General features: G+C 63.8%; 20 protein-coding genes and 1 tRNA gene. 9 read left to right on the forward strand and 12 right to left on the reverse strand.

The features are described from left to right. Positions 1–31: 31 nt before the first annotated feature. From NVV93_RS00750 to NVV93_RS00770, 5 genes are all read right to left on the reverse strand, one after another. Positions 32–1483: an NAD(P)(+) transhydrogenase (Re/Si-specific) subunit beta gene (locus NVV93_RS00750; protein WP_258252560.1), complete on the reverse strand. Its 1452-nt coding sequence runs from the start codon at positions 1481–1483 to the stop codon at positions 32–34. Positions 1484–1485: 2 nt separating this feature from the next. After that, complete coding sequence (locus NVV93_RS00755; RefSeq protein WP_258252561.1) at positions 1486–1821, reverse strand: NAD(P) transhydrogenase subunit alpha; 336 nt, start codon at positions 1819–1821, stop codon at positions 1486–1488. A 10-nt stretch (positions 1822–1831) separates the two neighbouring features. Continuing rightward, on the reverse strand, positions 1832–2953 hold the full coding sequence (locus NVV93_RS00760; protein ID WP_258252562.1) for a Re/Si-specific NAD(P)(+) transhydrogenase subunit alpha: 1122 nt from the start codon (positions 2951–2953) through the stop codon (positions 1832–1834). A gap of 573 nt (positions 2954–3526) precedes the next feature. Then, entirely contained in the window at positions 3527–4894 is a 1368-nt protein-coding gene (locus NVV93_RS00765; RefSeq protein WP_258252563.1) for a DUF1329 domain-containing protein, read from the reverse strand. Between the two features lie 458 nt (positions 4895–5352). Further along, the gene (locus NVV93_RS00770; RefSeq protein WP_258252564.1) at positions 5353–6258 is read right to left on the reverse strand and encodes a LysR family transcriptional regulator; all 906 of its coding nucleotides are present in this window, start codon (positions 6256–6258) and stop codon (positions 5353–5355) included. A 196-nt stretch (positions 6259–6454) separates the two neighbouring features. Here NVV93_RS00770 and NVV93_RS00775 point away from each other — a divergent pair, with 196 nt between their 5' ends. The 5 genes from NVV93_RS00775 (at position 6455) to NVV93_RS00795 (ending at position 11201) form a co-directional block, all read left to right on the forward strand. Further along, on the forward strand, positions 6455–7636 hold the full coding sequence (locus NVV93_RS00775; RefSeq protein WP_258252565.1) for an acyl-CoA dehydrogenase: 1182 nt from the start codon (positions 6455–6457) through the stop codon (positions 7634–7636). 162 nt (positions 7637–7798) lie between these two features. Further along, on the forward strand, positions 7799–9022 hold the full coding sequence (locus NVV93_RS00780; RefSeq protein WP_258252566.1) for a CaiB/BaiF CoA-transferase family protein: 1224 nt from the start codon (positions 7799–7801) through the stop codon (positions 9020–9022). Positions 9023–9154: 132 nt separating this feature from the next. Continuing rightward, positions 9155–9562 carry a DUF1330 domain-containing protein gene (locus tag NVV93_RS00785; protein ID WP_258252567.1) on the forward strand — a complete coding sequence of 136 codons (408 nt, stop codon included), beginning with the start codon at positions 9155–9157 and terminating at the stop codon, positions 9560–9562. Between the two features lie 270 nt (positions 9563–9832). Beyond that, entirely contained in the window at positions 9833–10915 is a 1083-nt protein-coding gene (ada, locus tag NVV93_RS00790; RefSeq protein WP_258252568.1) for a bifunctional DNA-binding transcriptional regulator/O6-methylguanine-DNA methyltransferase Ada, read from the forward strand. After that, positions 10908–11201 (forward strand): Ada metal-binding domain-containing protein, encoded by a 294-nt coding sequence (locus tag NVV93_RS00795; RefSeq protein WP_258252569.1) that lies wholly within the window; start codon positions 10908–10910, stop codon positions 11199–11201. The genes ada and NVV93_RS00795 overlap by 8 nt, the downstream gene beginning before the upstream one ends. 16 nt (positions 11202–11217) lie before the next feature. Here the strand turns inward: NVV93_RS00795 and NVV93_RS00800 are convergent, their stop codons facing one another. The 6 genes from NVV93_RS00800 to NVV93_RS00825 all read right to left on the reverse strand — a co-directional run bounded on the left by NVV93_RS00800 (position 11218) and on the right by NVV93_RS00825 (position 19485). Further along, positions 11218–11559 (reverse strand): FKBP-type peptidyl-prolyl cis-trans isomerase, encoded by a 342-nt coding sequence (locus NVV93_RS00800; protein ID WP_258252570.1) that lies wholly within the window; start codon positions 11557–11559, stop codon positions 11218–11220. A gap of 523 nt (positions 11560–12082) precedes the next feature. Beyond that, a complete protein-coding gene (locus tag NVV93_RS00805) occupies positions 12083–13336 on the reverse strand; it encodes a helix-turn-helix transcriptional regulator (protein WP_258252571.1) in 1254 nt (417 codons plus the stop codon). 447 nt (positions 13337–13783) lie between these two features. After that, positions 13784–15160: a DUF1329 domain-containing protein gene (locus NVV93_RS00810; protein ID WP_258252572.1), complete on the reverse strand. Its 1377-nt coding sequence runs from the start codon at positions 15158–15160 to the stop codon at positions 13784–13786. Between the two features lie 86 nt (positions 15161–15246). Continuing rightward, positions 15247–16839, reverse strand: coding sequence for a DUF1302 domain-containing protein (locus NVV93_RS00815; RefSeq protein ID WP_258252573.1), 1593 nt, complete (start codon positions 16837–16839; stop codon positions 15247–15249). 101 nt (positions 16840–16940) lie between these two features. Continuing rightward, positions 16941–18131 carry a saccharopine dehydrogenase NADP-binding domain-containing protein gene (locus tag NVV93_RS00820; protein ID WP_258252574.1) on the reverse strand — a complete coding sequence of 397 codons (1191 nt, stop codon included), beginning with the start codon at positions 18129–18131 and terminating at the stop codon, positions 16941–16943. A gap of 67 nt (positions 18132–18198) precedes the next feature. After that, complete coding sequence (locus NVV93_RS00825; protein WP_258252575.1) at positions 18199–19485, reverse strand: FAD-binding oxidoreductase; 1287 nt, start codon at positions 19483–19485, stop codon at positions 18199–18201. Between the two features lie 290 nt (positions 19486–19775). Between NVV93_RS00825 and NVV93_RS00830 the strand changes: the two genes are divergently transcribed. Both NVV93_RS00830 and NVV93_RS00835 read left to right on the forward strand, forming a co-directional pair. Beyond that, positions 19776–21065: an MFS transporter gene (locus NVV93_RS00830; protein WP_258252576.1), complete on the forward strand. Its 1290-nt coding sequence runs from the start codon at positions 19776–19778 to the stop codon at positions 21063–21065. A 132-nt stretch (positions 21066–21197) separates the two neighbouring features. Further along, positions 21198–21557: a hypothetical protein gene (locus NVV93_RS00835; protein WP_258252577.1), complete on the forward strand. Its 360-nt coding sequence runs from the start codon at positions 21198–21200 to the stop codon at positions 21555–21557. Between the two features lie 169 nt (positions 21558–21726). On the opposite strand, the gene NVV93_RS00840 is transcribed toward NVV93_RS00835, so the two are convergent. Then, positions 21727–21803, reverse strand: a tRNA-Arg gene (locus NVV93_RS00840). A 374-nt stretch (positions 21804–22177) separates the two neighbouring features. Between NVV93_RS00840 and gabD the strand changes: the two genes are divergently transcribed. Both gabD and gabT read left to right on the forward strand, forming a co-directional pair. Continuing rightward, positions 22178–23626: an NADP-dependent succinate-semialdehyde dehydrogenase gene (gene gabD, locus NVV93_RS00845; protein WP_258252578.1), complete on the forward strand. Its 1449-nt coding sequence runs from the start codon at positions 22178–22180 to the stop codon at positions 23624–23626. Between the two features lie 202 nt (positions 23627–23828). After that, a complete protein-coding gene (gene gabT / locus NVV93_RS00850; RefSeq protein WP_258252579.1) occupies positions 23829–25106 on the forward strand; it encodes a 4-aminobutyrate--2-oxoglutarate transaminase in 1278 nt (425 codons plus the stop codon). Positions 25107–25399: the final 293 nt, after the last annotated feature.

A 25399-nucleotide genomic window follows, 5' to 3' on the forward strand; every position in this document is an offset into this window, starting at 1 on the left:
GCCGGGGTTTTCGTTAACAGGCAGAGACGTCTTAATCGACGGCCTTGACCATGTCCTCGATGACCTTCTTGGCGTCGCCAAACACCATCATGGTCTTGTCGAGGTAGAACAGTTCGTTGTCCAGGCCGGCGTAACCGCTGGCCATCGAACGCTTGTTGACGATCACGGTCTTGGCTTTGTAAGCCTCGAGGATCGGCATGCCGGCGATCGGCGACTTCGGATCGTTCTTCGCGGCCGGGTTGACCACGTCGTTGGCACCGAGCACCAGCACCACGTCGGCCTGGCCGAACTCGGAGTTGATGTCTTCCATCTCGAACACTTGCTCGTACGGCACTTCGGCCTCGGCGAGCAGCACGTTCATGTGGCCAGGCATACGACCGGCTACCGGGTGGATCGCGTACTTCACGGTCACGCCGCGGTGAGTCAGCTTTTCAGCCAGCTCCATCAGCGCGTGCTGAGCACGGGCCACCGCCAGGCCGTAGCCAGGAACGATGATCACGGTGTCGGCGTTGGTCAGCAGGAACGCGGCGTCGTCGGACGAACCGGACTTCACCGGACGTGCTTCTTTGTCGCCAGCCGGGCCGGCTGCCTCAGTCGCACCACCGAAGCCACCGAGGATGACGTTGAAGAACGAGCGGTTCATCGCCTTACACATGATGTAGGAGAGGATCGCACCCGAAGAACCAACCAGCGAACCGGCGATGATCAGCATCGAGTTGTTCAGCGAGAAGCCGATACCGGCGGCCGCCCAGCCCGAGTAGCTGTTGAGCATCGACACCACGACCGGCATGTCGGCGCCGCCGATCGGGATGATGATCAGCACGCCGATCACGAACGCCAGCGCTACCAGCACCGCGAAGGCGGTGAGGTTGCCGGTGAAGGTGAAGTACAGACCCAGGCCGATGATGGCCAGGCCGACCAGCAGGTTCAGCTTGTGCTGGCCCTTGAACTGCACCGGCGCGCCCTGGAACAGGCGGAACTTGTACTTGCCGGACAGCTTGCCGAAGGCGATCACCGAACCGGAGAAGGTGATGGCACCGATGGCCGCGCCGAGGAACAGCTCCAGACGGTTACCCGCCGGGATGGCGTCGCCGAGTTGCTTGACGATACCCAGCGACTGCGGCTCAACCACGGCGGCAATGGCGATGAACACCGCGGCCAGACCGATCATGCTGTGCATGAAGGCCACCAACTCAGGCATCTTGGTCATTTCGACGCGCTTGGCCATGATCGAACCGGCAGTGCCGCCGACCAGCAGGCCAACCAGCACGTAGCCCAGACCGGCAGCAGTATTGCCGCCTTCACCGAGCTGTGCCGCCAGCTTGAACACCAGGAACAGCGTGGTCACGACCGCGATGCCCATACCGATCATGCCGAACAGGTTGCCGCGGCGCGAGGTGGTCGGGTGCGACAGGCCTTTGAGGGCCTGGATGAAGCAGATCGAAGCGATCAGGTAGAGAACAGTGATCAGATTCATGCTCATGGTCAGTGTTTCTCCACCGGTGCGGCAGCCGATGCTGCTTTCGGCGCCTTCTTCTTGAACATTTCCAGCATACGGCGGGTGACCAGGAAGCCACCGAACACGTTAACCGCGGCCAGGGCCACAGCCAGGGTGCCCATGGTCTTGCCCAGCGGGGTGACGGTGAGGGCGGCGGCCAGCATGGCGCCGACGATCACGATCGCCGAGATGGCGTTGGTAACGGCCATCAGCGGGGTGTGCAGGGCCGGGGTGACGTTCCATACGACGTGGTAGCCAACGTAGATGGCCAGCACGAAGATGATCAGGTTGTAGATGCCGTGGGAGATCAGCATGTCTTCCATTTCGGGCTCCTTATCCGTTCTTGCGGACGACTTGACCGTCGCGGCACATCAGGCACGCGGCGACGATGTCGTCTTCGAGATTGAGGTGGAACTTGCCTTCGCCGTCGATGACCAGCTTGAGGAAGTCCTGCAGGTTGCGTGCGTACAGGGCCGAAGCATCCGCCGGCACCATGGCCGCCAGGTTGCTGTAGCCGACGATGGTCACGCCGTGCTTGATCACTACCTGTTCGGCTTCGGTCAGCGGGCAGTTGCCACCCTGAGCGGCGGCCAGGTCGATGACCACGGAACCGGGCTTCATCTCCTTGACGGTTTCTTCCTTGAGCAGCACCGGTGCGGCGCGGCCAGGAATCAGCGCGGTGGTGATGACGATGTCGGCCAGCTTGGCCTTCTCGTGTACAGCCTGGGCCTGACGGGCCATCCAGCTGGCCGGCATCGGACGGGCGTAACCGCCGACACCGACAGCGCATTCGCGCTCTTCGTCAGTCTCGTACGGCACGTCGACGAACTTGGCGCCGAGCGATTCGATCTGCTCTTTCACCGTCGGACGTACGTCCGAGGCTTCAATTACGGCACCCAGGCGCTTGGCTGTGGCGATGGCCTGCAGACCGGCGACACCGGCGCCGAGAATCAGCACGCGGGCGGCCTTTACGGTACCAGCAGCGGTCATCAGCATCGGCATGAAGCGCGGATAGTGATTGGCAGCGAGCATCACGGCCTTGTAGCCGGCGATGTTGGCTTGCGAGGACAGCACGTCGAGGCTCTGCGCCCGCGAGGTACGCGGCGCGGCTTCGAGGGCGAAGGCGGTGATACCGCGTCCAGCCATTTTGGCGATGGTTTCGTTGTTGAACGGGTTGAGCATGCCAACCAGCACACCATCGGCTTTGAACTGAGCCAGTTCGGCATCGTTCGGGGCCGTTACTTTGAGCACCAGGTCGGCGCCAAAAGCCTCTGCGGCAGTACCGATCTTGGCACCGACAGCCTCATAGGCACCGTCCGGAACGCTGGCATTGACGCCGGCGCCGCTCTGGACAGTGACCTGATGGCCAGCGCCGATCAGTTTCTTAATCGTTTCCGGGGTCGCGGCAACCCGCGTCTCGCCGGTAAAGGTCTCGAGGGGAACACCAATGAGCACGTTTGAATCTCCTGCGTGATCGTTTTTTTTCATGACCAGCGCACTACGTTGGCGTGCTGGGGGCGGATCATCACAACCCGCGAAAGCAGGTATGCAACCGGCGGGGCGCGGCATTTTGCAGGTGATCGCCGAGGCCTTCAAGACGTTTGAAGGTGATCCCGGCGTTTACTACAAGTCACCGGCTGACCGCTGAGCCACCACGGACGGGCGCAAAGCGCCGCGCCATCCGGCGTTGGTTGGGTTGCATGGCACGTTGCCGGCTGGAGCTCCATACCTGCGCTGAATGCCCATTCATCGGAACCACACCTATGGACTAGGTTCGCCGAGGGGCGCGTGGAAAGAGTTAATCCATTGGATATAAAGGATTTTATTGCGCAGGAGAGCGATTTTTCCCGAGGCTTTCTGTAGTGCTGCAATTATTGACTACGGGGTCAGGTAATCGCGCCGAGCCGCGCTTTGGTAGGGTTCGCGGCGGATGCAGCACGCCTGGCGTAAGCATCCCGAGGGGGATGAAACTGGGGTGGAAGCCCGCCGCCCTCGCGACGAATCGTCGCAGGGCGACAGGAACGGTCTTTAACGCACGCCGGATTGGCGCAGCGCGGCAGGGGTGAAGTCGCTGAACTTGGCGGTGCCGCCGTATTGAATGCCGCGTTTCTCCTCGTTGCGCATGCCGTTAGCGACATAGCGGCCGGCGATCAGGTCATACAGGACTTCTACCGCATAGATCGAAGCCTGCTGGCCGTAATGATGCACGGCATGGCCCTCGCCAACCCGCCATAACTGGCCGCGACCGTCGTAGTGGTCGGCGGCAGAGGCTTGCCAGCTGTCTTCATCGAAGTACAGGTCGCGCTTGGCGTAAATGTGCCGTTCGCCGGCCTTCAGCGTGGCGACCACATGCCAGACCCGGTGCAGCTCGTAGCGGGCCAGATCTTGGTTGATATGGCCGGCCTTGAGGATGTCGCTGTACTTCAGCTTGTTGGACTCCAGCCGGTAGCTGTTGTAGGGGATATACATCTCCTGCTTGCCGATCAGTTTCCAGTCGTAGCGGTCCGGGGCGCCATTGAACAAGTCGAAGTTATCCGAGGTGCGCATACCGTCGGAGGCGGTGCCGGGGCCGTCATAGGCAACCTGCGGAGCGCGTCGCACGCGGCGTTGGCCGGCGTTGTAGACCCACGCCATGCGCGGTTCCTTGACCTGGTCGAGGGTCTCGTGGACCAGCGTGACGTTACCGGCCAGACGCGCCGGAGCGGTCACTTCCTGGCGGAACATCAGCAGTATGTTGGCGCCCTGCTCCTTGGCCAGATCGGGCATGCCATCGGGATAGGCGACCTGATCATCGAACTTCACGATGGTGAAGCTGCCGTTCACCTGTGGTGACGCCTGGGCGAGCATGCGCCTGGCATTGCCGCCGCGGTAACGGGTGATGTGATTCCACACCACATCGACGCCGGACTTGGGAATCGGGAAGGCGTAGTAGTGGGTGTCGGCGAAGTTGGTCAGGCCATTGCCGCCATCGATCGACTGGGTCTGCACCGCACTGCGTTTGGCGATCGCGTAGAGCGCCTCGGGCGCGTTGGCCGTGCGGCGGGTCTTGAACACCGGGATCTTGTAGGTCTCGGGGTAGCGCTTGAACATCGCCAGTTGCCCGGGGGTCAGTTTGTCTTTGTACTGGTCAACGTTCTGCGCGGTGATGGTGAATTCCGGCTGATCGCTGGCGAACGGATCGTTGAGGAAGCCGTTGTTGATCGGCGCGGCGTTCTTCGCCAGGCCGCCATCGTAGGCCGGGATCTTGCCATCGGCGCTGCCTTCCTTCTGGGCGCCTAGTGGGGTGAGCGTGGTGCCGAGCTGGTCGGCTTCTTGTTGGGAGACTGCAGCCATCACACTGCTGGCCAGCAGCGACAGCGCCAGACAGCTGCAAGGCAGAAAACGAGAGCTGATCATATGCGTGAGACCTTTGCGGTTGTTGTGTGCGAAGTACACGCCGCAGCGGCTGGCAAAAAGAGTCACAGTGATACGGCTGTTGGACTATCGCCAATGAGCCGGACGGCTCGGGCTGACGGTGTTGATGGTGCTGGTACTCCAACTGAGCCGAGCTGATGGCTTTCGGCCTGCTAGAAGTGTGGACCCGAACCGGAAAAAGCATATTTTCCGCCGACATCCGGTCATTTCGCTGGGTGAAAGGCTATGCCCCAGTTGCGTGTTGGTGGCGCGGATGACTGCCGAAACTTGGTGTTTCCGCAGGGTGGGTTAGCCGCGTCGCGGCGTAACCCACCATCGATGCCACAAGGCATTGCCATTGCCATTGCTAGCCTGACGGTCGGTGGGTTACGCCTTCGGCTAACCCACCCTACGCGAGACCATGCAACACGTAACTGGACAGAGCCGGGTGAGACTCAGGCTTAGAGCCCGGTTTCGCGGCGATACGCCTCGGCCACCGGCAGCAGCCAGTCGCGGAACGCGCGCAGCGCCGCCGATTCGACCTTGCGCTCGGGAATCATCAGGTAATAGGCGCGCTCGCTGACGCAGCTGTGTGGCAGCGCCACCACCAGGCGCCCTTCGGCCAGCTCGCGCTCGATCAGAAATGGCGGAATCAGCGCCACGCCCATCTCATGGCTGGCCGCTTGGGCGAGCATGGAAAACAGCTCGTAGCGCGGTCCGCGCAGGTCCTGCGCAACGTTCAGGCCTAGCGAGTTGAACCACTGGCGCCAGGCGTACGGGCGGGTGGTTTGCTGCAACAGTGGCAGGCTGGCGATGCTCGCCGCATCCAACTGCGCGCGACCTTCGAGCAGTGCCGGGCTGCACACCGGTTGCGAGTTCTCGCGCATCAGGAAGTGCGACTCGGTGCCCGACCAATCGGCATCGCCGAAATAGATCGCCGCATCGAATTCGGTATCGGCGAACAGGAACGGCCGCGTGCGATTGGTCAGATTGACCGTCACCTCGGGATGCTCGCGCTGGAAATCCTTGAGGCGCGGCAGCAGCCATTGCGTGCCGAAGGTCGGCACCAGCGCCAGCTCGATGCTCGTCGCGCCCTGCTGGCCCATCATCGCCAAGGTGTCGCGCTCCACCGCGTCGAGCTGCGCAGCCACCTTGCGGCTGTAGGCGAGGCCCGCCTCGGTGAGTTTGACGCCGCGCCGCGAGCGGCGGAACAGCGCCAGGCCGAGGAACTCCTCGAGCCCGGCGATCTGCCGGCAGATCGCGCTCTGGGTCAGCGCCAGCTCTTCAGCGGCGCGGGTGAAGCTCTGGTGGCGGGCGGCGGACTCGAAGGCCACCAGGGCCGCGGTGCTGGGGATCTTGCGGCGCATCTATGCAGTACCCTCACTCTGAATGGAGTTGAATGCCGATTAAACCTATCTCGAAGTGCGTAATGCGCACAATAGCGTGCTAAATCCTCGTTTGCCCGCACCGTCTGACGGGCCTAGGATCAATACATCGCTGTTGGGCGTCGCTGGACTCAGCCCAACCTACGTTCGTTTTGATTCACTCCCGAGGATTCCGCACATGGCCGGCAAAGCAAGCTTCAACTGGGAAGACCCGCTGCTGCTCGATCAACAGCTCACTGAAGAAGAGCGCATGGTCCGCGACAGCGCCCGCCAGTACGCCCAGAACAAACTGGCGCCACGCGTGCTGGAAGCCTTCCGCCATGAGCAGACCGACGCGGCGATCTTCCGTGAGATGGGCGAGCTCGGCCTGCTCGGCGCGACCATTCCCAGCGAGTACGGTGGCAGCGGCCTCAACTACGTGTGCTACGGGCTGATCGCCCGCGAAGTCGAGCGCATCGATTCCGGCTACCGCTCGATGATGAGCGTGCAGTCCTCCTTGGTAATGGTGCCGATCTTCGAATTCGGCAACGAAGCGACCAAGCGCAAGTACCTGCCCAAGCTGGCCAGCGGCGAATTCATCGGCTGCTTCGGCCTGACCGAGCCGGACCACGGCTCCGACCCGGGCTCGATGATCTGTCGGGCGAAGAAGGTCGACGGCGGCTATCGCCTGTCCGGCAGCAAGATGTGGATCACCAACAGCCCGATCGCCGACGTGTTCGTGGTCTGGGCCAAGGACGACGCCGGCGAGATCCGCGGCTTCGTCCTCGAGAAGGGCTGGCAAGGTCTGTCCGCCCCAACGATTCACGGCAAGGTCGGCCTGCGCGCCTCGATCACCGGCGAGATCGTCATGGACAACGTGTTCTGCCCGGAAGAGAACGCCTTCCCCGAGGTGCGTGGCCTGAAAGGCCCGTTCACCTGCCTGAACTCCGCACGTTACGGGATCAGCTGGGGTGCGCTGGGCGCCGCCGAGTTCTGCTGGCACACCGCACGTCAGTACACCCTGGACCGCCAGCAGTTCGGCCGCCCGCTGGCCGCCACCCAGCTGATCCAGAAGAAACTCGCCGACATGCAGACCGAGATCACCCTGGCCCTGCAAGGTTGCCTGCGTCTCGGGCGGATGAAGGACGAGGGCACCGCGGCGGTGGAAATCACCTCGATCATGAAGCGCAACAGCTGCGGCAAGTCGCTGGACATCGCGCGGATGGCCCGCGACATGCTGGGCGGCAACGGCATCAGCGACGAGTTCGGTGTGGCCCGCCATCTGGTCAACCTCGAGGTGGTCAACACCTACGAAGGCACCCATGACGTGCACGCGCTGATCCTCGGCCGCGCGCAGACCGGCATCCAGGCGTTTTTCTGACGACCCTGTAGGCGCGAATTCATCCGCGCGCGCAGGCTTTTCCCCCCTCGCCCACGTGTGGGAGAGGGACCGGGGGAGAGGGCTGTGGTCCGCCGCGAAATCGCGCCCTCCCCCTAACCCTTTCCCGCCAGCGGGAGAGGGGACTCGTTCCGTGAGGTTCTTATGTCCGGTGCCCTTTCGCATATCCGTGTGCTCGACCTGTCGCGCATCCTCGCCGGCCCGTGGGCCGGGCAGATCCTCGCCGACCTCGGCGCCGAAGTGATCAAGGTCGAGCGTCCCGAGGTCGGCGACGATACCCGCAGCTGGGGCCCGCCGTTCCTGAAGGATACCGAGGGCCGCGACACCAGCGAGGCGGCCTACTACCTGTCGGCCAACCGCAATAAACAGTCGATCACCGTCGACTTCACCCAGCCCGAGGGCCAGCGCCTGATCCGCGAGCTGGCGGCCCAGTCCGACGTGCTGCTGGAGAACTTCAAGGCCGGCGGCCTGGCCGCCTACGGTCTCGACTACGAGTCGCTGAAGGCGCTCAACCCGCGACTGGTGTACTGCTCGATCACCGGTTTCGGCCAGCAAGGGCCGTACGCCAAACGCGCCGGCTACGACTTCATGATCCAGGCCCTCGGTGGCCTGATGAGCCTCACCGGCCGCGCCGACAGCGAAGAGGGCGGCGGCCCGGTCAAGGTCGGCGTGGCCCTCACGGACATCCTCACTGGGCTGTACTCCACGGTCGCCGTGCTCGCCGCTCTGGCCAGTCGCGACCAGGGCGGTAGCGGCCAGCACATCGACATGGCGCTGCTCGACGTGCAGATCGCCTGCCTCGGCAATCAGGCGATGAACTACCTGACCACCGGCGTGCCGCCACGGCGACTGGGCAACGCCCACCCGAACATCGTGCCGTATCAGGATTTCCCCACCGCCGACGGCGATTTCATCCTCACGGTTGGCAATGACAGCCAGTTCCGCAAGTTTTGCGAGGTCGCCGGCCTCACGGCGTTGGCCGCCGACTCGCGTTTTTCCAGCAATGCCGCGCGCGTTGCCAACCGCGCCGAGCTGATCCCGCTGATCCGCCAAGCCACGGTGTTCAAGACCACCGCCGAATGGATCGCCACGCTGGAACAGGCCGGCGTGCCGTGCGGGCCGATCAACGATCTGGCCCAGGTGTTTGCCGACCCGCAGGTGCAGGCGCGCGGCATGCGCCTCGATCTGCCGCATCCGCTGGCCGGCACGGTGCCGCAGGTGGCCAGCCCGATCCGCCTGTCGGCCACCCCGGTGGAATACCGCAACGCCGCGCCGCTGCTCGGCGAGCACACCGAGGAGATCCTGCAACGCCTGCTCGGCCTCGACGCCGCCGGCATCGCCGCGCTACGCAGCGCCAAGGTGCTGTAGCCGAGGATCACGCAGGGCGTACCTGCGCTGCGACAGGCTGGATGCTGTTCCATTCACCCAGCCGATCGATCTGGCTTCTCCGCCATTGAGTGACTAGCGTTGCCTGATCCCTCACCGACCAGGACTCCGCCCATGCCGTGCATCGATCCGACCCGCGAACAACTCAAAGCCTTTGCCGAGCAGATGCCGGCGGACACGCCGATCCTCATGCTCAACCTGCTGCGTTGCCGCGAGCAGGCGGTCTATCCGCCGGGCAGTGAGTACAGCCCGTGCAGCGGCCGTGGCGCCTATGCGCGCTACAGCCGGATCGCGCTGGCCAAGGTGAATGGCCTGGGTGGCGAAGTGCAGGTGTTCGCCGATGCTCACGCGGCGTTGATCGCCCCGGTGGATGAGCAGTGGGACGAATTGCTGCTGGTGCGCTATCCGTCCAAGGCGGCGTTTCTCGGCATGCTCGCCGATCCCGAATACCACGCCGCCACCGTGCACCGCACTGCGGCCTTGCTCGATGCGCGCTTGATCGGCACCACATCGCGGCGCTAGAGAGAGCTCGCGGCGCCGCTCGTGTGGCGCCCCGCACCGGCACCTGATCCGCAGCGGCCTCCACGGCACCTCGAACTGCGCTGGGAAGGCGTGCCGTCGTGCGCGGCGTCTGCTCCAGATCCAGACCGGGCGCACCTAGTGTCGAGGCGCCCAGCCGCCATCGGTTGACGGGCGAGGGTTGAACCCGGCGAGTTCCAGCGCAAGACTCGGAGTGTCGCCCTCCGCCCTGGCGGATAACCTGAGCGCAACTGAACAGCCCGGGAAGCCATCATGAAAGCCGCCAAGCACGTTGCCGCGCCGGTGCCGGAGCAGATCGAAGACGATCCGCGCTGGGCGGCGATGCTGGCCCGCGATCCACGCGCCGACGGCCAGTTCGTCTATGCGGTGAAGACCACCGGCGTGTACTGCCGGCCGAGCAGTGCCTCGCGCTTGCCGCGCCCGCACAACGTGGAGTTCTTCGCCACCGCGCAAGCCGCCGAAGCCGCCGGCTATCGACCGAGCAAACGCGCCGGCGCCGATCTCAGCAGCCTCGCCGCGCAACATGCGGCGCGGGTGGCCGAGGCTTGCCGGCATATCGAAACGGCCGAAACCACGCCGAGTCTGGCGGCGCTGGCCAGCGCAGTGGGTTTGAGTCCGCATCACTTCCACCGAATCTTCAAAACCCTCACCGGCCTGACGCCCAAAGGCTATGCCGCCGCCCAGCGCGCCGCGCGCATGCGCGCGCAACTGCCCCACGCCGGCTCGGTGACCGAAGCGCTGTACGACGCCGGCTTCAGCTCCAACAGCCGCTTCTACGAAAACGCTGATCGGCTGCTGGGCATGAAAGCCAGCGACTACCGCGCCGGCGGCGCGAATACCGAGATTCGCTTCGCGCTCGGCGACTGCTCACTCGGCGCGATCCTGGTTGCGCAGAGCCAGCGCGGGGTCTGCGCAATTCTCCTCGGCGACGATCCGGACGCGTTGCTGCGCGATCTGCAGGACAAATTCGCCCGGGCCACGCTGATCGGCGGCGATGCGCAGTTCGAAGCATTGGTCGCCAAAGTGGTCGGCTTTATCGAGGCGCCGGCGCTGGGCCTCGACCTGCCGCTGGACGTGCGCGGCACGGCGTTTCAGCAGCGGGTGTGGAATGCCTTGCAGGAGATCCCGGCGGGCAGCACGGCCAGCTACGCCGAGATCGCCAACCGCATCGGCATGCCTAAAGCGGTACGTGCGGTGGCTCAGGCCTGCGGGGCGAACAGCCTGGCGGTGGCGATCCCCTGTCACCGCGTGGTGCGCAGCGACGGTCAGCTGTCCGGCTACCGTTGGGGCGTGGAGCGCAAACGTCAGCTGCTCGAGCGCGAGACGCGTGGCTGACCCGGCCGGGGTGGCGAAGGCTGACCAACGCTGGCGCGTGCTCGGTCCCGATGGGCAGATCTGGTTCAGCGAACAACCCGGCACGTTGGGCGGCCATCGGCGCACCCGCATCTATGGTCGTCTCGATTGCCGCGCCGCCCTGCAAGCCATCGCCCGCGGTGGCTACGTCAGCGATCGGGTGTTTTTTCTCAATGCCAGCGCTGCGCAAGCCGCCGGCTATCGACCCTGCGCCGTGTGCCTGCCGGCGGACTATGCGCGCTGGAAGGCTGCGCGACGGCCCAGTTGAGAGGCCCGCGCGCCATTCAATCGTCGCGGGTCATTACTTCCAGCAGTTCGATCTCGAAGCGCAGATTCGAGTGTGGCTTGATCAGCGCGCCCATCTGCCGCTCGCCGTAGGCCAGATGCGCCGGCACGAACAGCTTGCGCGTGCCGCCGACACGCATACCCATCAAGCCCTGATCCCAGCCCTTGATCACCCGGCCGGTGCCGATCACGCACTGGAACGGCTTGCCGCGCTCGTAGGAGGAATCGAACGGCGTGCCGTCTTCCAGAAAGCCGCGGTACTGGGTGATGATCAGCGCGCCTTTGACCACGGCCTTGCCGTCGCCGAGCTGGATATCTTCAATCTGCAATTCGCTGCTCATCGGCTGTTCTCGGTACGAGGAGGGATGATTGACCTTCAGGGTCTTGGCTGGCGCGGGTTCTGGCACCGCCAACAAAAAGGCCCCACGTTGCACGTGAGGTCTTTCGTTTGTTAGGTGGCGCACCAGGCGGGCTTAAAAATAGTTAAGTAACTAGCTGATGTAAATGAGTTTTGTGCGCGGGGTCTACCCCCTTTGCCACGGACACTTTCGAGTAGGCTGACGTCGAGCTTAAGGTGTGTGCATAGGGCATCTGGTGTTCTGTCAGCTCAAAGCCGCGTAATGCCCAGATCACTCTGCCAAGCCGGGAGTGCTTTTCTACCGCAAAGGGTCTGCGGGCGATGAGATACAGCTCATTGAGACTGAAGGGGCGGGTGGCGAAGACCAGCCCGGCAGGCGTGCCGTGATCCAGATTGAGCCAATCTGACAAAACACCAATACCCCTTCTTCCTGAAAATCAAAGCGGCACTCCCCGGGAACGCGCGATGACCCCAAAAACAGGCCCGTGCCCTTCGGGATGCGCTGGTCAACGCAGGAGGGCGAAGCTCTTGAAGAGGATGCGTATGAGGTCGGCCTGCCCCTTGATACCCAGCTTCGCGTAGATGTTCTTCGAGTAATTGCGCGCGGCGGTCACCGCGATGCCCATCTGCCCGGCGGCTTCGCTGATGGTCTGGCCGTAGGCCAGCAGCTCGGCCAGTCGGGCTTCCTGACGTGTCAGATTCAGCAGCTGGGCTATCAGGTTCGTCGGAGAATCACCCGAGACCTGCTGCATGGCCAGGTTCTCGGTCAGTTCCGAGAGGTGGATGGTCACACTCGGCACATGCCGGCCCTGGTAGTAATCGAACAACGGTGCTGGCATCGCCAGCATGCCCAGGAGCACGCCATTCTGGGAACTCAAACGCACCAGTTCGCCACGGTAGCGCCCGCCTTCCTGCTCCCTGGCCGCGATGGCATTGGCGATCGCCTTCTCCAGTGCACGCTGGACCGTGCGGTCCTGCAGTTGCACGCGACCATGGTTCAGCTCGATGCCCTGATGCTTGTCGATTATGGCCCTGGCGGCCTGGTTCACGTAGAGCAACCGGGCATCGCCGTCGAGCAGCAGGCAGCCCAGGGCCTGATGGTCCAGGCAGCCTTCGTAGATCAGCTTTTCCGCTTCCTGCTGTTTGAGCCTGGCATAGAGCCCGAGGGCGCGGGAGAGGTGGGGCAGCAGCGCCCTGATCAGCTCCAGATCGCTGGCCGAAAAAGGATGCTCCGGGACAGCCCGCCCGCGGATCACGTCGACCCAGCAGCGCATGCCTCCGGGCTCGGCAAAGCAGGTCCTGAGACAGCTGGCGAGATTTATAAACTCCATGCGCGCGGCGCACTCCGGTTCCACATCTCGCGGACCGAAGACGATGATATCGCCCGGCGTCAGCGATTTGGGATTGACCAGCTCGATATGCGAGAAGCGCTCGCGGTAGACCCTTTCCGCCAGCTGCCAGTCCGTGTCGTCGTCCTGCGCGACGGACATCACCTGGATATCGTATGGCCGATCATTGAAGTGATGCAGGGTGACCGTGACATTGCTCGCCGCCAGTACATGCCGCAGGCGCTCGGCCAGGCCGGCCCAGGGCGTGGCTTCGTTCAGCCCCTCATAAACCAGTCCGATCAACTCGGATAGAACAGCGCCACCAGCGCCCGCAGACGGCGTCACTGGGCGCTTCAAGACTGCCAGGCTGCCGTACGCATTTTGCGCTGGCGCAGCTATGGCCGTGGAGAGGTCGATGTTGTTGATCGGCACCCTGGCGTTCGCGACGGCGAAGGCCAGCGCATGAGTCGTGTCTTGCCCGATGTCGGCAACGCTGACTGTGCGGTCTTTGCAGATTGGCATTGTCGCTCTCCGACGACTCAGGCGTTTTCCACAGGCTGCTCGCTGGCTAGCCGTCCGCCTGGTGCCGCTCGATGATGTCGCGCTGGCCTGGCCGCCCCCCAGCACTTGATCTGCCGGCCGGGAAGCCGCAAAGCCCCATGAGCTATGGATTTAACCGAGTCACCAAGGGGCTGGCATCGTCCGATGAGACTAAGAGCCTGCTCTGGTCTCACGAGGTATTGAGCTGACGCTATCAAAATGCCCCGGCATCGAATGGCGCACAAAAAAGCCGCTCTCCCGAGGGAGAGCGGCTTCGTTTAGTGCCGGCTGCGAGGGGGCTCAGGGGCGGTCAGCGGGTGCTGCCTGCCCCTGCAACACTCAACGACCTAGACCGCGAATGGCGTCGGCCGTGTACATGCTGCGATCGAACTTGCCCTCATCCAGCACGGGCCCCTTCTTCGCTTCGTTGGACATGTTGTACCCCACATACTGACCGGAACTGAGATCGTGATAGAAAGACGTGCCGGTGTGCCAAGCGCTCATGTCGGGGTGGTAGTAGTAGTTGATGAGGGCAAATTTCCATAGCTGACCCTGAGCGTCGTAGTTATCCGCCATGACACCGCTCCAGGTGTCCTCGTCGATGAACAGGGTCCGCTTGCTGTACAGGTGGCGATAGCCCTCGCGCAGATCCGCTTCCACAACCCACACGCGACGCAGTTCATAGCGAATCACGTCAGGATTGGGATGGTTCGGCGTGAGAATATCGGCGTACTTGACCTCGCTACTGTTGGCCTTGAAGCCGTTGGCGGGAACGTACATCTCACGCTTGCCCAGCAGCTTCCAGTTGTAGCGTTCGGGTGAACCGTTGAACAGCGTGTCCTCGTCGAGGATCATGGTGCCGTTGGTGCCGGGCATCGGCTGGTCGAAGCCAAAGCCAGGCGACAGGCGCACGCGGCGAGTTCCGGGGTTGTAGCCCCAGGCCCGACGGCTGCTGGTCGCGTAGTTGTAAGGCTCGTGGGCGATGGTCATCGCGCCCTTGTCGCGCTCCGGCTTCAGCGTGGTGTTCCACACCAAAGCCGACCAGCCATCGTCGCTCTTCGGCTCGTGTTTCGGATCGTTGGAGAGGGCCATGCTGCGTATCCAGGTGCTGCCCCAGGCGATCTGGCCGTTGGCCTGCACGCTGGCAATGTCGCGGATGCTGTCTTCGGTCCAGGCACGCACCGGCAGCAGGTGGTTCCACAACACTTCCAGGGCAGTCTTGGGAATCGGGAAAGGAACCTGGCCCAGGCCCTTGATACCCATCCCATCGTTCTCGAGCTCGGCATTCAAGGCGTTGTTCTTGGCGCGATCGCAGACGTAGTCCGGATAGCGGAAGTCGCGGTGCCCGGGGTAGACGGTGATCTTGTAGGTGTCCGGATAGTGTTTGAGCATGGCCTTCTGGCCGTCGCTCAGGCGTTCGGCATATTGATCCACGTTCTGCGCGGTAATCACCAGGATCGGCTTCTCGTTGGCGTAGGGGTCAATCGGCTGGTCACCGGCGTACAGCTTGTGCGGCCAGCCCGGCACCTCCCCCAAGTATTTGCCGGTGAATTCGGGAATGCTGCCATCCGCGTTGCCAGCACGCTCAGCACCGGTGCAGGTGAGTTCCTTGCCGAGCTTGGCGGCTTCCTCGGGGCTTACCTTGGCGTGGGCGCTGGCGATCAGGCCTGCATTGAGCGCCAGCACTACGGCTAGCACAGCACCTTTGTTATTCATTGTTGTTGGTCTCCGATGCGGTGGTCCGGCTTGCTGCCGGAATCTATGTTTCCCAGGCCAGGCAGCAGACACTGCCCGGCTGAACCTTACAGTGAGTACTTAACCGACAGCGTCGCATAGTCCCGGTCGGCCAGTTGGCGCTTGATCGGGTCAGCCTCGCCGAGGAAGGCGTTGTAGGCCAGTTCGACCTGCAGGTTGCCCAGGTACTTGAAGCTGGTGCCGACGCTCAGGCGGCGGTCACCCTGGGCACCCGAGATGGCGCCAGACATGGGAGTCGAGCCTTCCAGGACCTGGGAGAAGCGAATCGGCACGTCGAGGTCCCAGGCCGTGACCACACCCGGATAGGAGAAAATCGCAACGGCCGAATAAGCCGTGGAGGTCTGGCTCTGCCATTCGCTTTCATTCTTGAAGGAGAAGTCATCGAAGCCGTTGACGTCCTCCACGCTGTCGGCACGAACGTGAACGATCTCGCCGAGCAGGGTAGTCTGGCTGGCCCACGGACGGTCGCCGAGGATGCGCATGAAGGACAGCTGCATCTGCTGGCCCTTGCCCTTGGCCGCAGTCGGGCCATCAGGCGTAGTCACCTGGATCGGAGCGCCATCGCGATACGACCACTCGCCGCTCACCTGGGTATCGCCGAGCTTGGTGGTGAAGCTCGCGCCGGTGAGGTGGATGTCCTCGAAGTAGTTGACCTGGTAGCCCAACGGACCGGTCGGCGGGAAGATGATCTCGATACCGGACGGGTTACGGTCATGGTAGTTGATGCGGAACAGCGACAGCTCCAGATCCCCAATTGGCCGGTAACGCAACTGGAGGCCCCACTGCCCGCTCGAGCGCGGCTCATCGGTATCCGCGTAGGGAATGTCGAAGAATCCCGTCTTCAGAACCTCCCGTCCCGGCCCGATGATGTCGACGGTGGAGAGATAGCTGCCTACCGGCGGCAGTTCGTTGCCAGTCCACTCGTACTGGACATAGCTGCCCAGGCTGAACGTCTCATTGATGGTCCACTGGGCGGATACCTGGCCCACGGGCAGCAGCACGTCCTTGGTTTCCACGCCCGGCAGCGAGGACTTGACCACGTCGACCGGCATCTGGGCACCAGATACGCCTGGGAAGAGCAGGCTATCGCCCCAGGCAAGCACGTGCTCACCAGCCTTGGCGTCGATGCGCTGCCCGCCCTCGGTGACCCAGCCCTTGAAGACATAGGCGTCCAGGATGCGGCTACGACCGCCGGCATAGTGTTTCGTATCGCTGGTGAACTCGTTGAAATCACCGGACTTGTTCACGGTATCAGGCGAATCGTTATCGTTGCTGCCGTGGTAGACAGCGTCATAGAAGGTGGAGCCGCGCAGCACTGCACCATAGTCGTCCTTGCGCAGGATCAGCTCGCCGAGGGCCCCCACGCTGTTGTTGACCAGCGAGCCTTTGTCGAAGTTGCGGTCACCGTCATCGCTGTTGAGCTGATCAGGAGCGATCAGGGCACTGGCCTGGTCCTCCGTGCGTACGCCCATGCCGTAGTTACCGGTGATGGCCCAGTCGAGAGTGGCGCCATTTTCGAACTCGATGGTTTCTCCCGCCTGCGCCGGCCCATTGGCCAAGGCAATGGCAGCCACCAGCCCCATGAGCGGAAAGCGTTGGGCAAACAGAGCCCTGCGAAGCAGATTGTTCTTATTGTTCATGCTGCTTGTCTCCTAATGTTGGCCATCTGGCCGCGTCGAATTTCCAAACATCATCTGGCCTCTGCTGCATCACCCCGGCACGCTGCTGGGCGGCGCCACCATCAGGCGTGCAGGTGGCGCTTGACCTGGTTTTCGGTGCTGATGAAGGTGGCGCCGCTCTCGCAGGCGAAGGCGTGCACGTAGGCTTCGGCATCCAGGCAGACCTCGGGGGCCAGCAGGCCCTGGCCGGATACCTGGCCGGCCAGGTATGCCTCGATGACCAGTCGCGCACAGGTCGGCGTCGGGTCGGCGGTGCTGTTCTCGCTCCGCGTGCGCGGCAGATTGATGTGGTACTCGAGCACGTTGCGGATTTCGGCGCCGTTGCGCTCACCCACCACCTCCACGCGGGTGGCGACGGCCCAAGGCTCATCCGAGATGTCCACGGTCAGGCTCTTGCGACCGGCTTCGCTGGCCAGGTGATGGGTCAGGAACTTGAGCGGCGAGATGCCAAGGCCCTCGATCACCTCGGAACTGCCCAGCCCCAGGTCGAGCAGGGAGCGCCACACTTGCGAGCCGGCTTCGGGGAAGAAGGCGATCCGATTGGTCACCTGATCCAGACCCTTGATGAAGTGCGGCAGGGTGACCGTTTCGCCATGGCCGATGAAGAACGACGGATAGGCCTTGAACGGCGCGCTATAGGGCACTTCGAGCCGACCGCCCCAGCCCGGCATCTGGCGGTACTCGCCGTCGATGAACTGCAGCACCTCGCCAGCGGTGATATGCACCATGTGGTCGACGACCGCCGGCGACAGGGCCTCCGGCATGAAGGGCACGGCGGTGGCTAGATGGATTTCACGCACCTTGTCGAGGCGATCGGCGAGCAGTTTGGCCATGACGTTGGTCAGCCCCGGCGTCGAGCCGCAACCGATGACCAGCTTGATCCCCGCTTCCAGCGCACGCTGATTCCAGGACGGATCGAGGAACAGCTTCTCCGCCACATCGTGATCGTCGTTGATGTCGATGTAGTCGACCCGCGCCCGCAGCGCAGCCTCGATGACCGGAACGGCGCTGCGGTAGAACGGTCCTACGGCGTTGAACACCAGATCGACGCCGTCGAGCAACTCGTCCAGGCGGGCGGCGTCGTGCACGTCGACGCGCACGCCGCGAACCCGCGGCCCCAGTTCGGCAGCGAGCTTCTCGGCGTTGTCCTGATCGAGGTCGGCGACCACGCATTCCAGCTCGGGGTGGCGCGGTACCAGCTGCCGCGCCACGTTGGCGCCTACGTTGCCGCATCCCAATAGCAAGACTCTCATTCTTTCTTCCTTTATCCGGTTGTTCTTCTACAAAGCGTTTAGCCTGCGGGCCACGCCCGCTCGGGCATCAGATGCGATTGAACTTGTCAGCCAGCCTCGCCAGGGGAATCAGTACGCGGCGGATCTTGGTTTCGTACAGGCTGGGGCATTGCACGGCCTTGGGGGTTTCCAGCGGGAGCAGGCAGTCGTCCGGGCGGTCGCGGACCAGCGCATCAGCCAGATTGATGCCCATCATCGGTCCCATGAGATTGCCCCAGGAGCCGAAATTGTTCAGGGCCAGCACGCCATCGGCGAGCTGGTACAACTTCGGGTAGGAGTCCTCGTAGACCGCGGACGAATTGGCGGTCATGCCCGTCCAGTAGGACTCCAGCTCGATGGGCAGGTCGCGCAGTTGCGGGAAGGTGCGGCGCAGGTAACGCAGCAAGTAGGCGAAATAATCCGTTGCCCGCTGCGCGCGGCCGACCCCCGGAATGGTCGCCGTGATGAGTCGATTGCGACCGTCGATGACCAGCGGATACAGCCCACCCGGATGCTGCGTGATGGCGACCCGGGCCGGGTTGACGATATCCAGCACCGCCTGCGGCAGCGGCCGCGTCGCCATACCGCAGGACACCAGCGGGTACTGGGTGCGGTTCAGCTCCGGGAAGAAGGCATTGCCGGCGTGCCCGTTGGTACACATCACCACCCGCTGCGCACGCACGCTGCCGATGGCCGTGCGCACGCGCCAGGACGACCCGCTCCGTTCGCAACCCACGACGCAGGAGTTGCCGTGCACCTTGGCGCCCAGGCGGACGGCGGTGGCGATCATGCCGTTGGTAAAGAGAAAGGGATTGACTCGCCCGCCTTCGCGCCAGTGGACGCCGTAGCTGTAGGTGCTGGTGCCGAGCAGCTCCTTGAGGCGCTCCGCACCGACCAGGTCCACGTCGTAACCGAAGGCCTTCCACTTCTTCACCTTGTCGTCGAGCGCGGCGTGCCTCTGGAAAGCCGCGGCGACCATGCCGGACTTGACCGCATCGGCCTCCAGGCCATGTTTGCGCGACAGATCGAAGACCACGTCGCGGTTCTCGATGAAGTACTCGGTAAAACGCCGCCCGCCATCGGCATGGGCGCGCAGAGGATCGAGCGAACCCAGGTAAGGCTGCACATGCCCGGCGTTGCGGCCAGAGGCGCCACTGGCCGGCTGATCGGCCTCCAGCACCACCACCCGCACACCGCTTTCGGCCAGACGCAAGGCCAGCGAAGACCCGGCCAGCCCGGCGCCGACGACCACCACATCCGCCTCGATGTCCTCATCCAGTGCCGGGTAGGCCGGGATTTCCCGTGGCAGTGGCCAACCGCTGAAGCGAATGGGCACCAGCCCCGACTCGTACGCATCCGCTACCGGGAAGACGGGAACCTGTCCCGCCACTGCACTCCGATCCTCTCGCCCACTCACCGCTGCCTCCTCGAATTCACTGCCAAGCCCTCGCATCGAACTGCTCGAGGCTGAACGGGATATCTCCGCCACCACCTGCCACAGCGGTTTCGATCCTATTGGGGAGGCAAATCAGCGCTCCAGTGCCAAATGGCACTGCTGGGGGCGAGCGGCCTCTGGTTAGACTCCGGACCAGACATCCCACCCCGTCACCTTCAGAGAGACTCAGCATGGCGCGTATGCAACAGACGGCAGCAGCGCTGGACAGCGCAACGTTCGAGGACCGCGCCGGCCCTCATGCAGCGGTTCCGGCCCAGCCCGACCAGCGCCAGGGGTGGACCCTGGTCCTTGGCCTGGCCGTGGTGCTGTGCGTCACCTTCGGCACCACCATCAGCGCCCTCGGCCTGTTCACCCTGCCGATTACCACGGATCTGCAGTGCACCAACGAACAGGCCGCACTCCTCGCCGCCGCCTTCATGCTCTGCATGACCCTGGCCATGCCCCTGGCGGGCTGGCTGCTCGACCGCATTGCGCCGCGCCCGGTGATGGCCGCAGGCAGCGCCCTCACGGTGCTGGGCTACCTGCTCGCCGCCAGCAGCCCGGACATCGGCCGGCTGACCCTGGCCCTGGCGCTGGCAGGCCTCGGCGTCGGCGCCTCGACCTATGTTCCGGCCATTACCCTGGCCTCGCACTGGATAGCGCCGAGCCGGCGCGGCCTGGCCTTTGGCATCCTGCTCGCCGGCGCCTCGATGGGCGGCATAATCTTTCCCAACCTGCTCACCCACCTTATCGGCCTGCTCGGCTGGCGCAGCGTCATGCAAGCCATCGCCGGCCTGATCCTGCTGGTTTGCGTGCCCTTGCTGCTGTGGCTGGCGCGCTTGCCGGCGGTCCCGGCCACCGCGGGCCATGGCGTGACGACCCCGCTCAGTGGTCACGCTATCGGCCAGGCCCTGCGCATGCCCCGCTACTGGGTGTGGGTCGCCATGCAGCTGCTGCTGACCATGAGCGGCCTCGGTATCTTCATCGCGCTGGTTTCCTATCTGGTATCAGCCGGCTACTCGGCGCAGGCCGCCGCCAGCTGGTATGCCGGAGTGGGCGTCGCGTCGCTGCTGGGCAATTTCCTGTTCGGGGCCGCGAGCCAGCGCTGGAGCGCAAGGACCATCCTGCTGCTCGGCAACGCCATCGGCACCGCCGGCATCCTCTGCCTGCTGGCCGCACAGCATCCGGCATTTGGCCTGGCGGCGGTCGCGCTGTTTGTCCTGAGCTGGGGCGCCACTTTCAACCTGGTCAACCAGCTCGCGCCGCTGTTCCTGGCGGAGTCCGTGGGACAGCGCAACTTCGGCAGCCTGCTCGGCATCGGCAACCTGATCGGCGGGCTCGGTGCGGCGCTCGGTCCGGCAGCTGTCGGCTACCTGGTCGACGCCAACGGCAGCTATACCACTGCCCTGCTGCTCTGTGCGGCCCTGGCGGCCGTGGCAACTCTGCCAATCGCCATGCAGCCACGGTCCCACGCCGCCTAGGGTCTGTTGCCGATTCGCTCCGGCTGCGACGGACCTGATTTTGTGCGGGGCAAGGCGCGAGGAGTGCGGATTGGTCGACTGCGCGGCCAGTGCGCGCAGTTGTGAATAGACCTGGGTTCTCTAGAGACCGAGTTGGACCCGGCCAACCCCAATCCTCGTGGCGTGCACGGCAACGAGCAGGAGAAAGACCCTCTGGATCAAATCATTCAGAGCTTCAGCGAGCGTTGGTTCCAAGGCTGGGGTGTTGTAACCACCGAGGAAAAGCGCGTGAAGTTCCTGAGCATTCTGCAGGGCATTAAAGAGCACCCGGACTTCGAGCCCAAGTATCAAAAGAGTCAGGACGAAGACCACCGCTCTTTGGCCTTCGAGAAGATCTTCGAAGAGGTGATGTTGATACGTCGACGCCAGGATCTGGAGCTATACCGGCTGGTGGCCAGCGATGCAGTGCTCAAGTCGTCATTGCAGCAGAGCATGGGAGGCATGTTGGGATGAGCCATTCGCTGAGATAAGCAGTTCTTCTCAGCCTTCCAGCCAGCATGGCTAGTACTCAAAGGGATACTGAGCGAAATGCCCGTACGTAATAGTGCGGCACGGTTTAGGCACAGAATGGACACATGAAAAACAAAAGGGCCTAGGTTTTCACCTAAGCCCTTGTTTTATATGGCGCACCAGGCGGGATTCGAACCCACGACCCCTGCCTTCGGAGGGCAGTACTCTATCCAGCTGAGCTACTGGTGCAGCGCGGCGCAATCATACGCATCTCGCCGGCAGGCGTCCATGCTGGGTGGATGGAGGTTGGCTTGTTCGTGATCTCGAACAGTGGGGCGTGGCATTTAGCGCTTTGCACAGTAAAGCCACTCGCGGCTCTATATTCCGTTAGTTTTTCTGCACACACTATTGCCCTTTTCCCGCTGCGCCCCTAGGATTCGTTTGAGATTTCAAACGCCAGCGAGCGCCTTGTCGGCAAGGAACTCGAGGGCCGTTCGCCACTCTGCTGTTACACGCTCGGTGGCCGTCGTTCGCCAGCCAATCCTCGATGTTCGGCAGTCTGCCGCGCGTCGGTGTTTTTATTCTTTGCCCGCTTCAGGGATGTCGGGTTTCAGGAGACTGCCATGCACTTGAAAGACGCCACGCTGTTCCGTCAGCAAGCCTACATCGACGGCACCTGGCAGGACGCCGACAGCGGCCAGACCATCAAGGTCAACAACCCGGCCACTGGCGAAATCCTCGGCAGCGTGCCGAAGATGGGCGCCGCCGAAACCCGCCGTGCCATCGAGGCCGCCGATAAGGCGCTGCCGGCCTGGCGTGCGCTGACCGCCAAGGAGCGCGCCAACAAGCTGCGCAAGTGGTTCGAGCTGATGATCGCCAACCAGGATGACCTCGGCCGCCTAATGACCCTCGAGCAAGGCAAGCCGCTGGCCGAGGCCAAGGGCGAGATCGCCTACGCCGCCTCGTTCATCGAGTGGTTCGCCGAGGAAGGCAAACGCGTCTACGGCGATACCATTCCCGGCCATCAGCCGGACAAGCGCATCATCGTCATCAAGCAGCCGATCGGTGTGACCGCGGCGATCACCCCGTGGAACTTCCCGGCGGCGATGATCACCCGCAAGGCCGGTCCGGCGCTGGCCGCCGGCTGCACCATGGTGCTCAAGCCGGCCTCGCAGACGCCGTACTCCGCGCTGGCGCTGGCCGAGTTGGCCGAGCGCGCCGGGATTCCGAAGGGCGTGTTCAGCGTGGTTACCGGCAGCGCTGGCGATATCGGCACCGAGCTGACCAGCAATCCGATCGTGCGCAAGCTGACCTTCACCGGCTCGACCGAGATCGGTCGCCAGCTGATGGCCGAGTGCGCCAAGGACATCAAGAAAGTCTCGCTGGAACTGGGCGGCAACGCGCCATTCATCGTCTTCGACGACGCCGACCTAGATGCCGCGGTCGATGGCGCGCTGATCTCCAAGTACCGCAACAATGGCCAGACCTGCGTGTGCGCCAACCGCCTGTACGTGCAGGACGGTGTCTACGATGCGTTCGTCGAGAAGCTCAAGGTCGCAGTGGCCAAGCTGAAGATCGGCAACGGTCTGGACGACGGCACCACCACCGGCCCGCTGATTGATGACAAGGCGGTGAAGAAGGTCGAAGAGCACATCGCCGACGCGGTGGGTAAAGGCGCCAAGGTGGCGTTCGGCGGCAAGCCGCACGCCCTCGGCGGCAGCTTCTTCGAACCGACTATCCTGATCGACGTGCCGGGCAATGCGGCGGTGGCCAAGGAAGAAACCTTCGGTCCGCTGGCGCCGCTGTTCCGCTTCAAAGATGAAGCCGAAGTGATCGCCATGGCCAACGACACCGAATTCGGCCTGGCCTCGTATTTCTACGCCCGTGACCTGTCCCGCGTGTTCCGCGTGGCCGAGGCGCTGGAGTACGGCATGGTCGGCATCAACACCGGGCTGATTTCCACCGAAGTGGCACCGTTCGGCGGCGTCAAGGCTTCGGGCCTGGGCCGCGAAGGTTCCAAGTACGGCATCGAGGATTACCTCGAAATCAAATACCTGTGCCTGAGCATCTGAGGCCCGCACAGTCCGTGTAGGAGCCAGCTTGCTGGCGATGCTTTTGCCGCTACCGGCCGGATCGCCAGCAAGCTGACTCCTACGAAAAACGTTTCACCGCACCCGCGCAGGCCCTGGCAGTCGATCATCGTATGCTGCCAGGCAACCGACGAGGGCACTCTCCTTGGACCGAGCCGCACGATGAGCGGCCAATGAGGAAACCATGAGCAAGAACGAATCCCTGCTGCAACGCCGCGCCGCCGCTGTTCCGCGCGGTGTCAGCCAGATCCACCCGATCGTCGCCGAGCGCGCCGAGAACGCCACCGTCTGGGACGTCGAGGGCCGCGAGTACATCGACTTCGCCGGCGGCATCGCGGTGCTCAACACCGGCCACCTGCACCCGAAGGTGATCGCCGCGGTGCAGGAGCAGCTGGGCAAGCTGACCCATACCTGCTTCCAGGTGCTGGCCTACGAGCCGTACATCGAGTTGTGCGAAGAGATCGCCAAGCGCGTGCCGGGCGATTTCGCCAAGAAGACCCTACTGGTCACCTCCGGCTCCGAAGCGGTGGAGAACGCGGTGAAGATCGCCCGTGCCGCCACCGGCCGCGCCGGGGTGATCGCCTTCACCGGCGCCTACCACGGCCGCACCATGATGACTCTCGGTCTGACCGGCAAGGTGGTGCCGTACTCGGCCGGCATGGGCCTGATGCCCGGCGGCATCTTCCGTGCCCTGGCGCCGTGTGAACTGCACGGGGTCAGCGAGGACGAGTCGATCGCCAGCATCGAGCGGATTTTCAAGAACGACGCGCAGCCGAGCGACATCGCCGCGATCATCATCGAGCCGGTGCAGGGCGAGGGTGGTTTCTACGTCAACTCCAAGGCCTTCCTGCAGCGCCTGCGCGCGCTGTGCGATGCGCACGGCATCATGCTGATCGCCGACGAAGTGCAGACCGGCGCCGGGCGCACTGGCACCTTCTTCGCCTCCGAGCAGCTGGGCATCGTTCCGGACCTGACCACCTTCGCCAAATCGGTCGGCGGCGGCTTCCCGATCTCCGGGGTGTGCGGCAAGGCCGAGATCATGGACGTGATCGCCCCCGGCGGCCTCGGCGGCACCTACGCCGGCAGCCCGATCGCCTGCGCCGCGGCGCTGGCGGTGCTCAAGGTGTTCGACGAAGAGAAGCTGCTCGAGCGCTCGCAGGCGCTCGGCGAGAAGCTCAAGGCTGGCCTCAGTGTCATCGCCGCCAAGCACAAGGTGATCGGCGACGTGCGCGGCCTGGGTTCGATGGTTGCCATCGAGCTGTTTGAAGGTGGTGACGAGAGCAAGCCGAACGCTGATCTGGTCGGCAAGATCGTCGCCCGCGCACGCGACAAGGGCCTGATCCTGCTGTCCTGCGGCACCTACTACAACGTCATCCGTTTCCTCATGCCGGTCACCATCCCGGATGCGCAGCTGGAACAGGGCATCGCCATCGTCGCCGAGTGCTTCGACGAACTGGCCTGACGTTTCCAGGTAGACCAGGAGACCCGCTTCGGCGGGTCTTTTTTTGTCTGTGGGTTTCGCTTTGCTCGGGCGTGCTTTCCGGCTGGACTGGGCAAAAGCTTTCAAGTCGATAGACTTGCGGCCGATCTAATCACCACCACCCTTGTTGCCGAGGCATTTTTCGATGCGTCCTGCCTATGCCCGCCATCCCTATGCCGCGCTGTTGCACGCGCTCGGCCTGGGTCTTTTGATGGCGGTGTACATGCACTGGCAATTGCCGCTGAGCTGGAGCATTCCGGCCTATCTGCTGCTGG

Origin of the sequence: Pseudomonas sp. LS44 (assembly GCF_024730785.1) — a bacterium.
Lineage (GTDB): Bacteria > Pseudomonadota > Gammaproteobacteria > Pseudomonadales > Pseudomonadaceae > Aquipseudomonas.

Coding starts and splice junctions, on each gene's coding strand:
- NVV93_RS00750 (WP_258252560.1), bottom strand. CDS start 1,483: ATGAGCATGAATCTGATCACTGTTCTCTACCTGATCGCTTCGATCTGC.
- NVV93_RS00755 (WP_258252561.1), bottom strand. CDS start 1,821: ATGGAAGACATGCTGATCTCCCACGGCATCTACAACCTGATCATCTTC.
- NVV93_RS00765 (WP_258252563.1), bottom strand. CDS start 4,894: ATGATCAGCTCTCGTTTTCTGCCTTGCAGCTGTCTGGCGCTGTCGCTG.
- NVV93_RS00770 (WP_258252564.1), bottom strand. CDS start 6,258: ATGCGCCGCAAGATCCCCAGCACCGCGGCCCTGGTGGCCTTCGAGTCC.
- NVV93_RS00775 (WP_258252565.1), top strand. CDS start 6,455: ATGGCCGGCAAAGCAAGCTTCAACTGGGAAGACCCGCTGCTGCTCGAT.
- NVV93_RS00780 (WP_258252566.1), top strand. CDS start 7,799: ATGTCCGGTGCCCTTTCGCATATCCGTGTGCTCGACCTGTCGCGCATC.
- NVV93_RS00785 (WP_258252567.1), top strand. CDS start 9,155: ATGCCGTGCATCGATCCGACCCGCGAACAACTCAAAGCCTTTGCCGAG.
- ada (WP_258252568.1), top strand. CDS start 9,833: ATGAAAGCCGCCAAGCACGTTGCCGCGCCGGTGCCGGAGCAGATCGAA.
- NVV93_RS00800 (WP_258252570.1), bottom strand. CDS start 11,559: ATGAGCAGCGAATTGCAGATTGAAGATATCCAGCTCGGCGACGGCAAG.
- NVV93_RS00810 (WP_258252572.1), bottom strand. CDS start 15,160: ATGAATAACAAAGGTGCTGTGCTAGCCGTAGTGCTGGCGCTCAATGCA.
- NVV93_RS00815 (WP_258252573.1), bottom strand. CDS start 16,839: ATGAACAATAAGAACAATCTGCTTCGCAGGGCTCTGTTTGCCCAACGC.
- NVV93_RS00820 (WP_258252574.1), bottom strand. CDS start 18,131: ATGAGAGTCTTGCTATTGGGATGCGGCAACGTAGGCGCCAACGTGGCG.
- NVV93_RS00830 (WP_258252576.1), top strand. CDS start 19,776: ATGGCGCGTATGCAACAGACGGCAGCAGCGCTGGACAGCGCAACGTTC.
- gabD (WP_258252578.1), top strand. CDS start 22,178: ATGCACTTGAAAGACGCCACGCTGTTCCGTCAGCAAGCCTACATCGAC.
- gabT (WP_258252579.1), top strand. CDS start 23,829: ATGAGCAAGAACGAATCCCTGCTGCAACGCCGCGCCGCCGCTGTTCCG.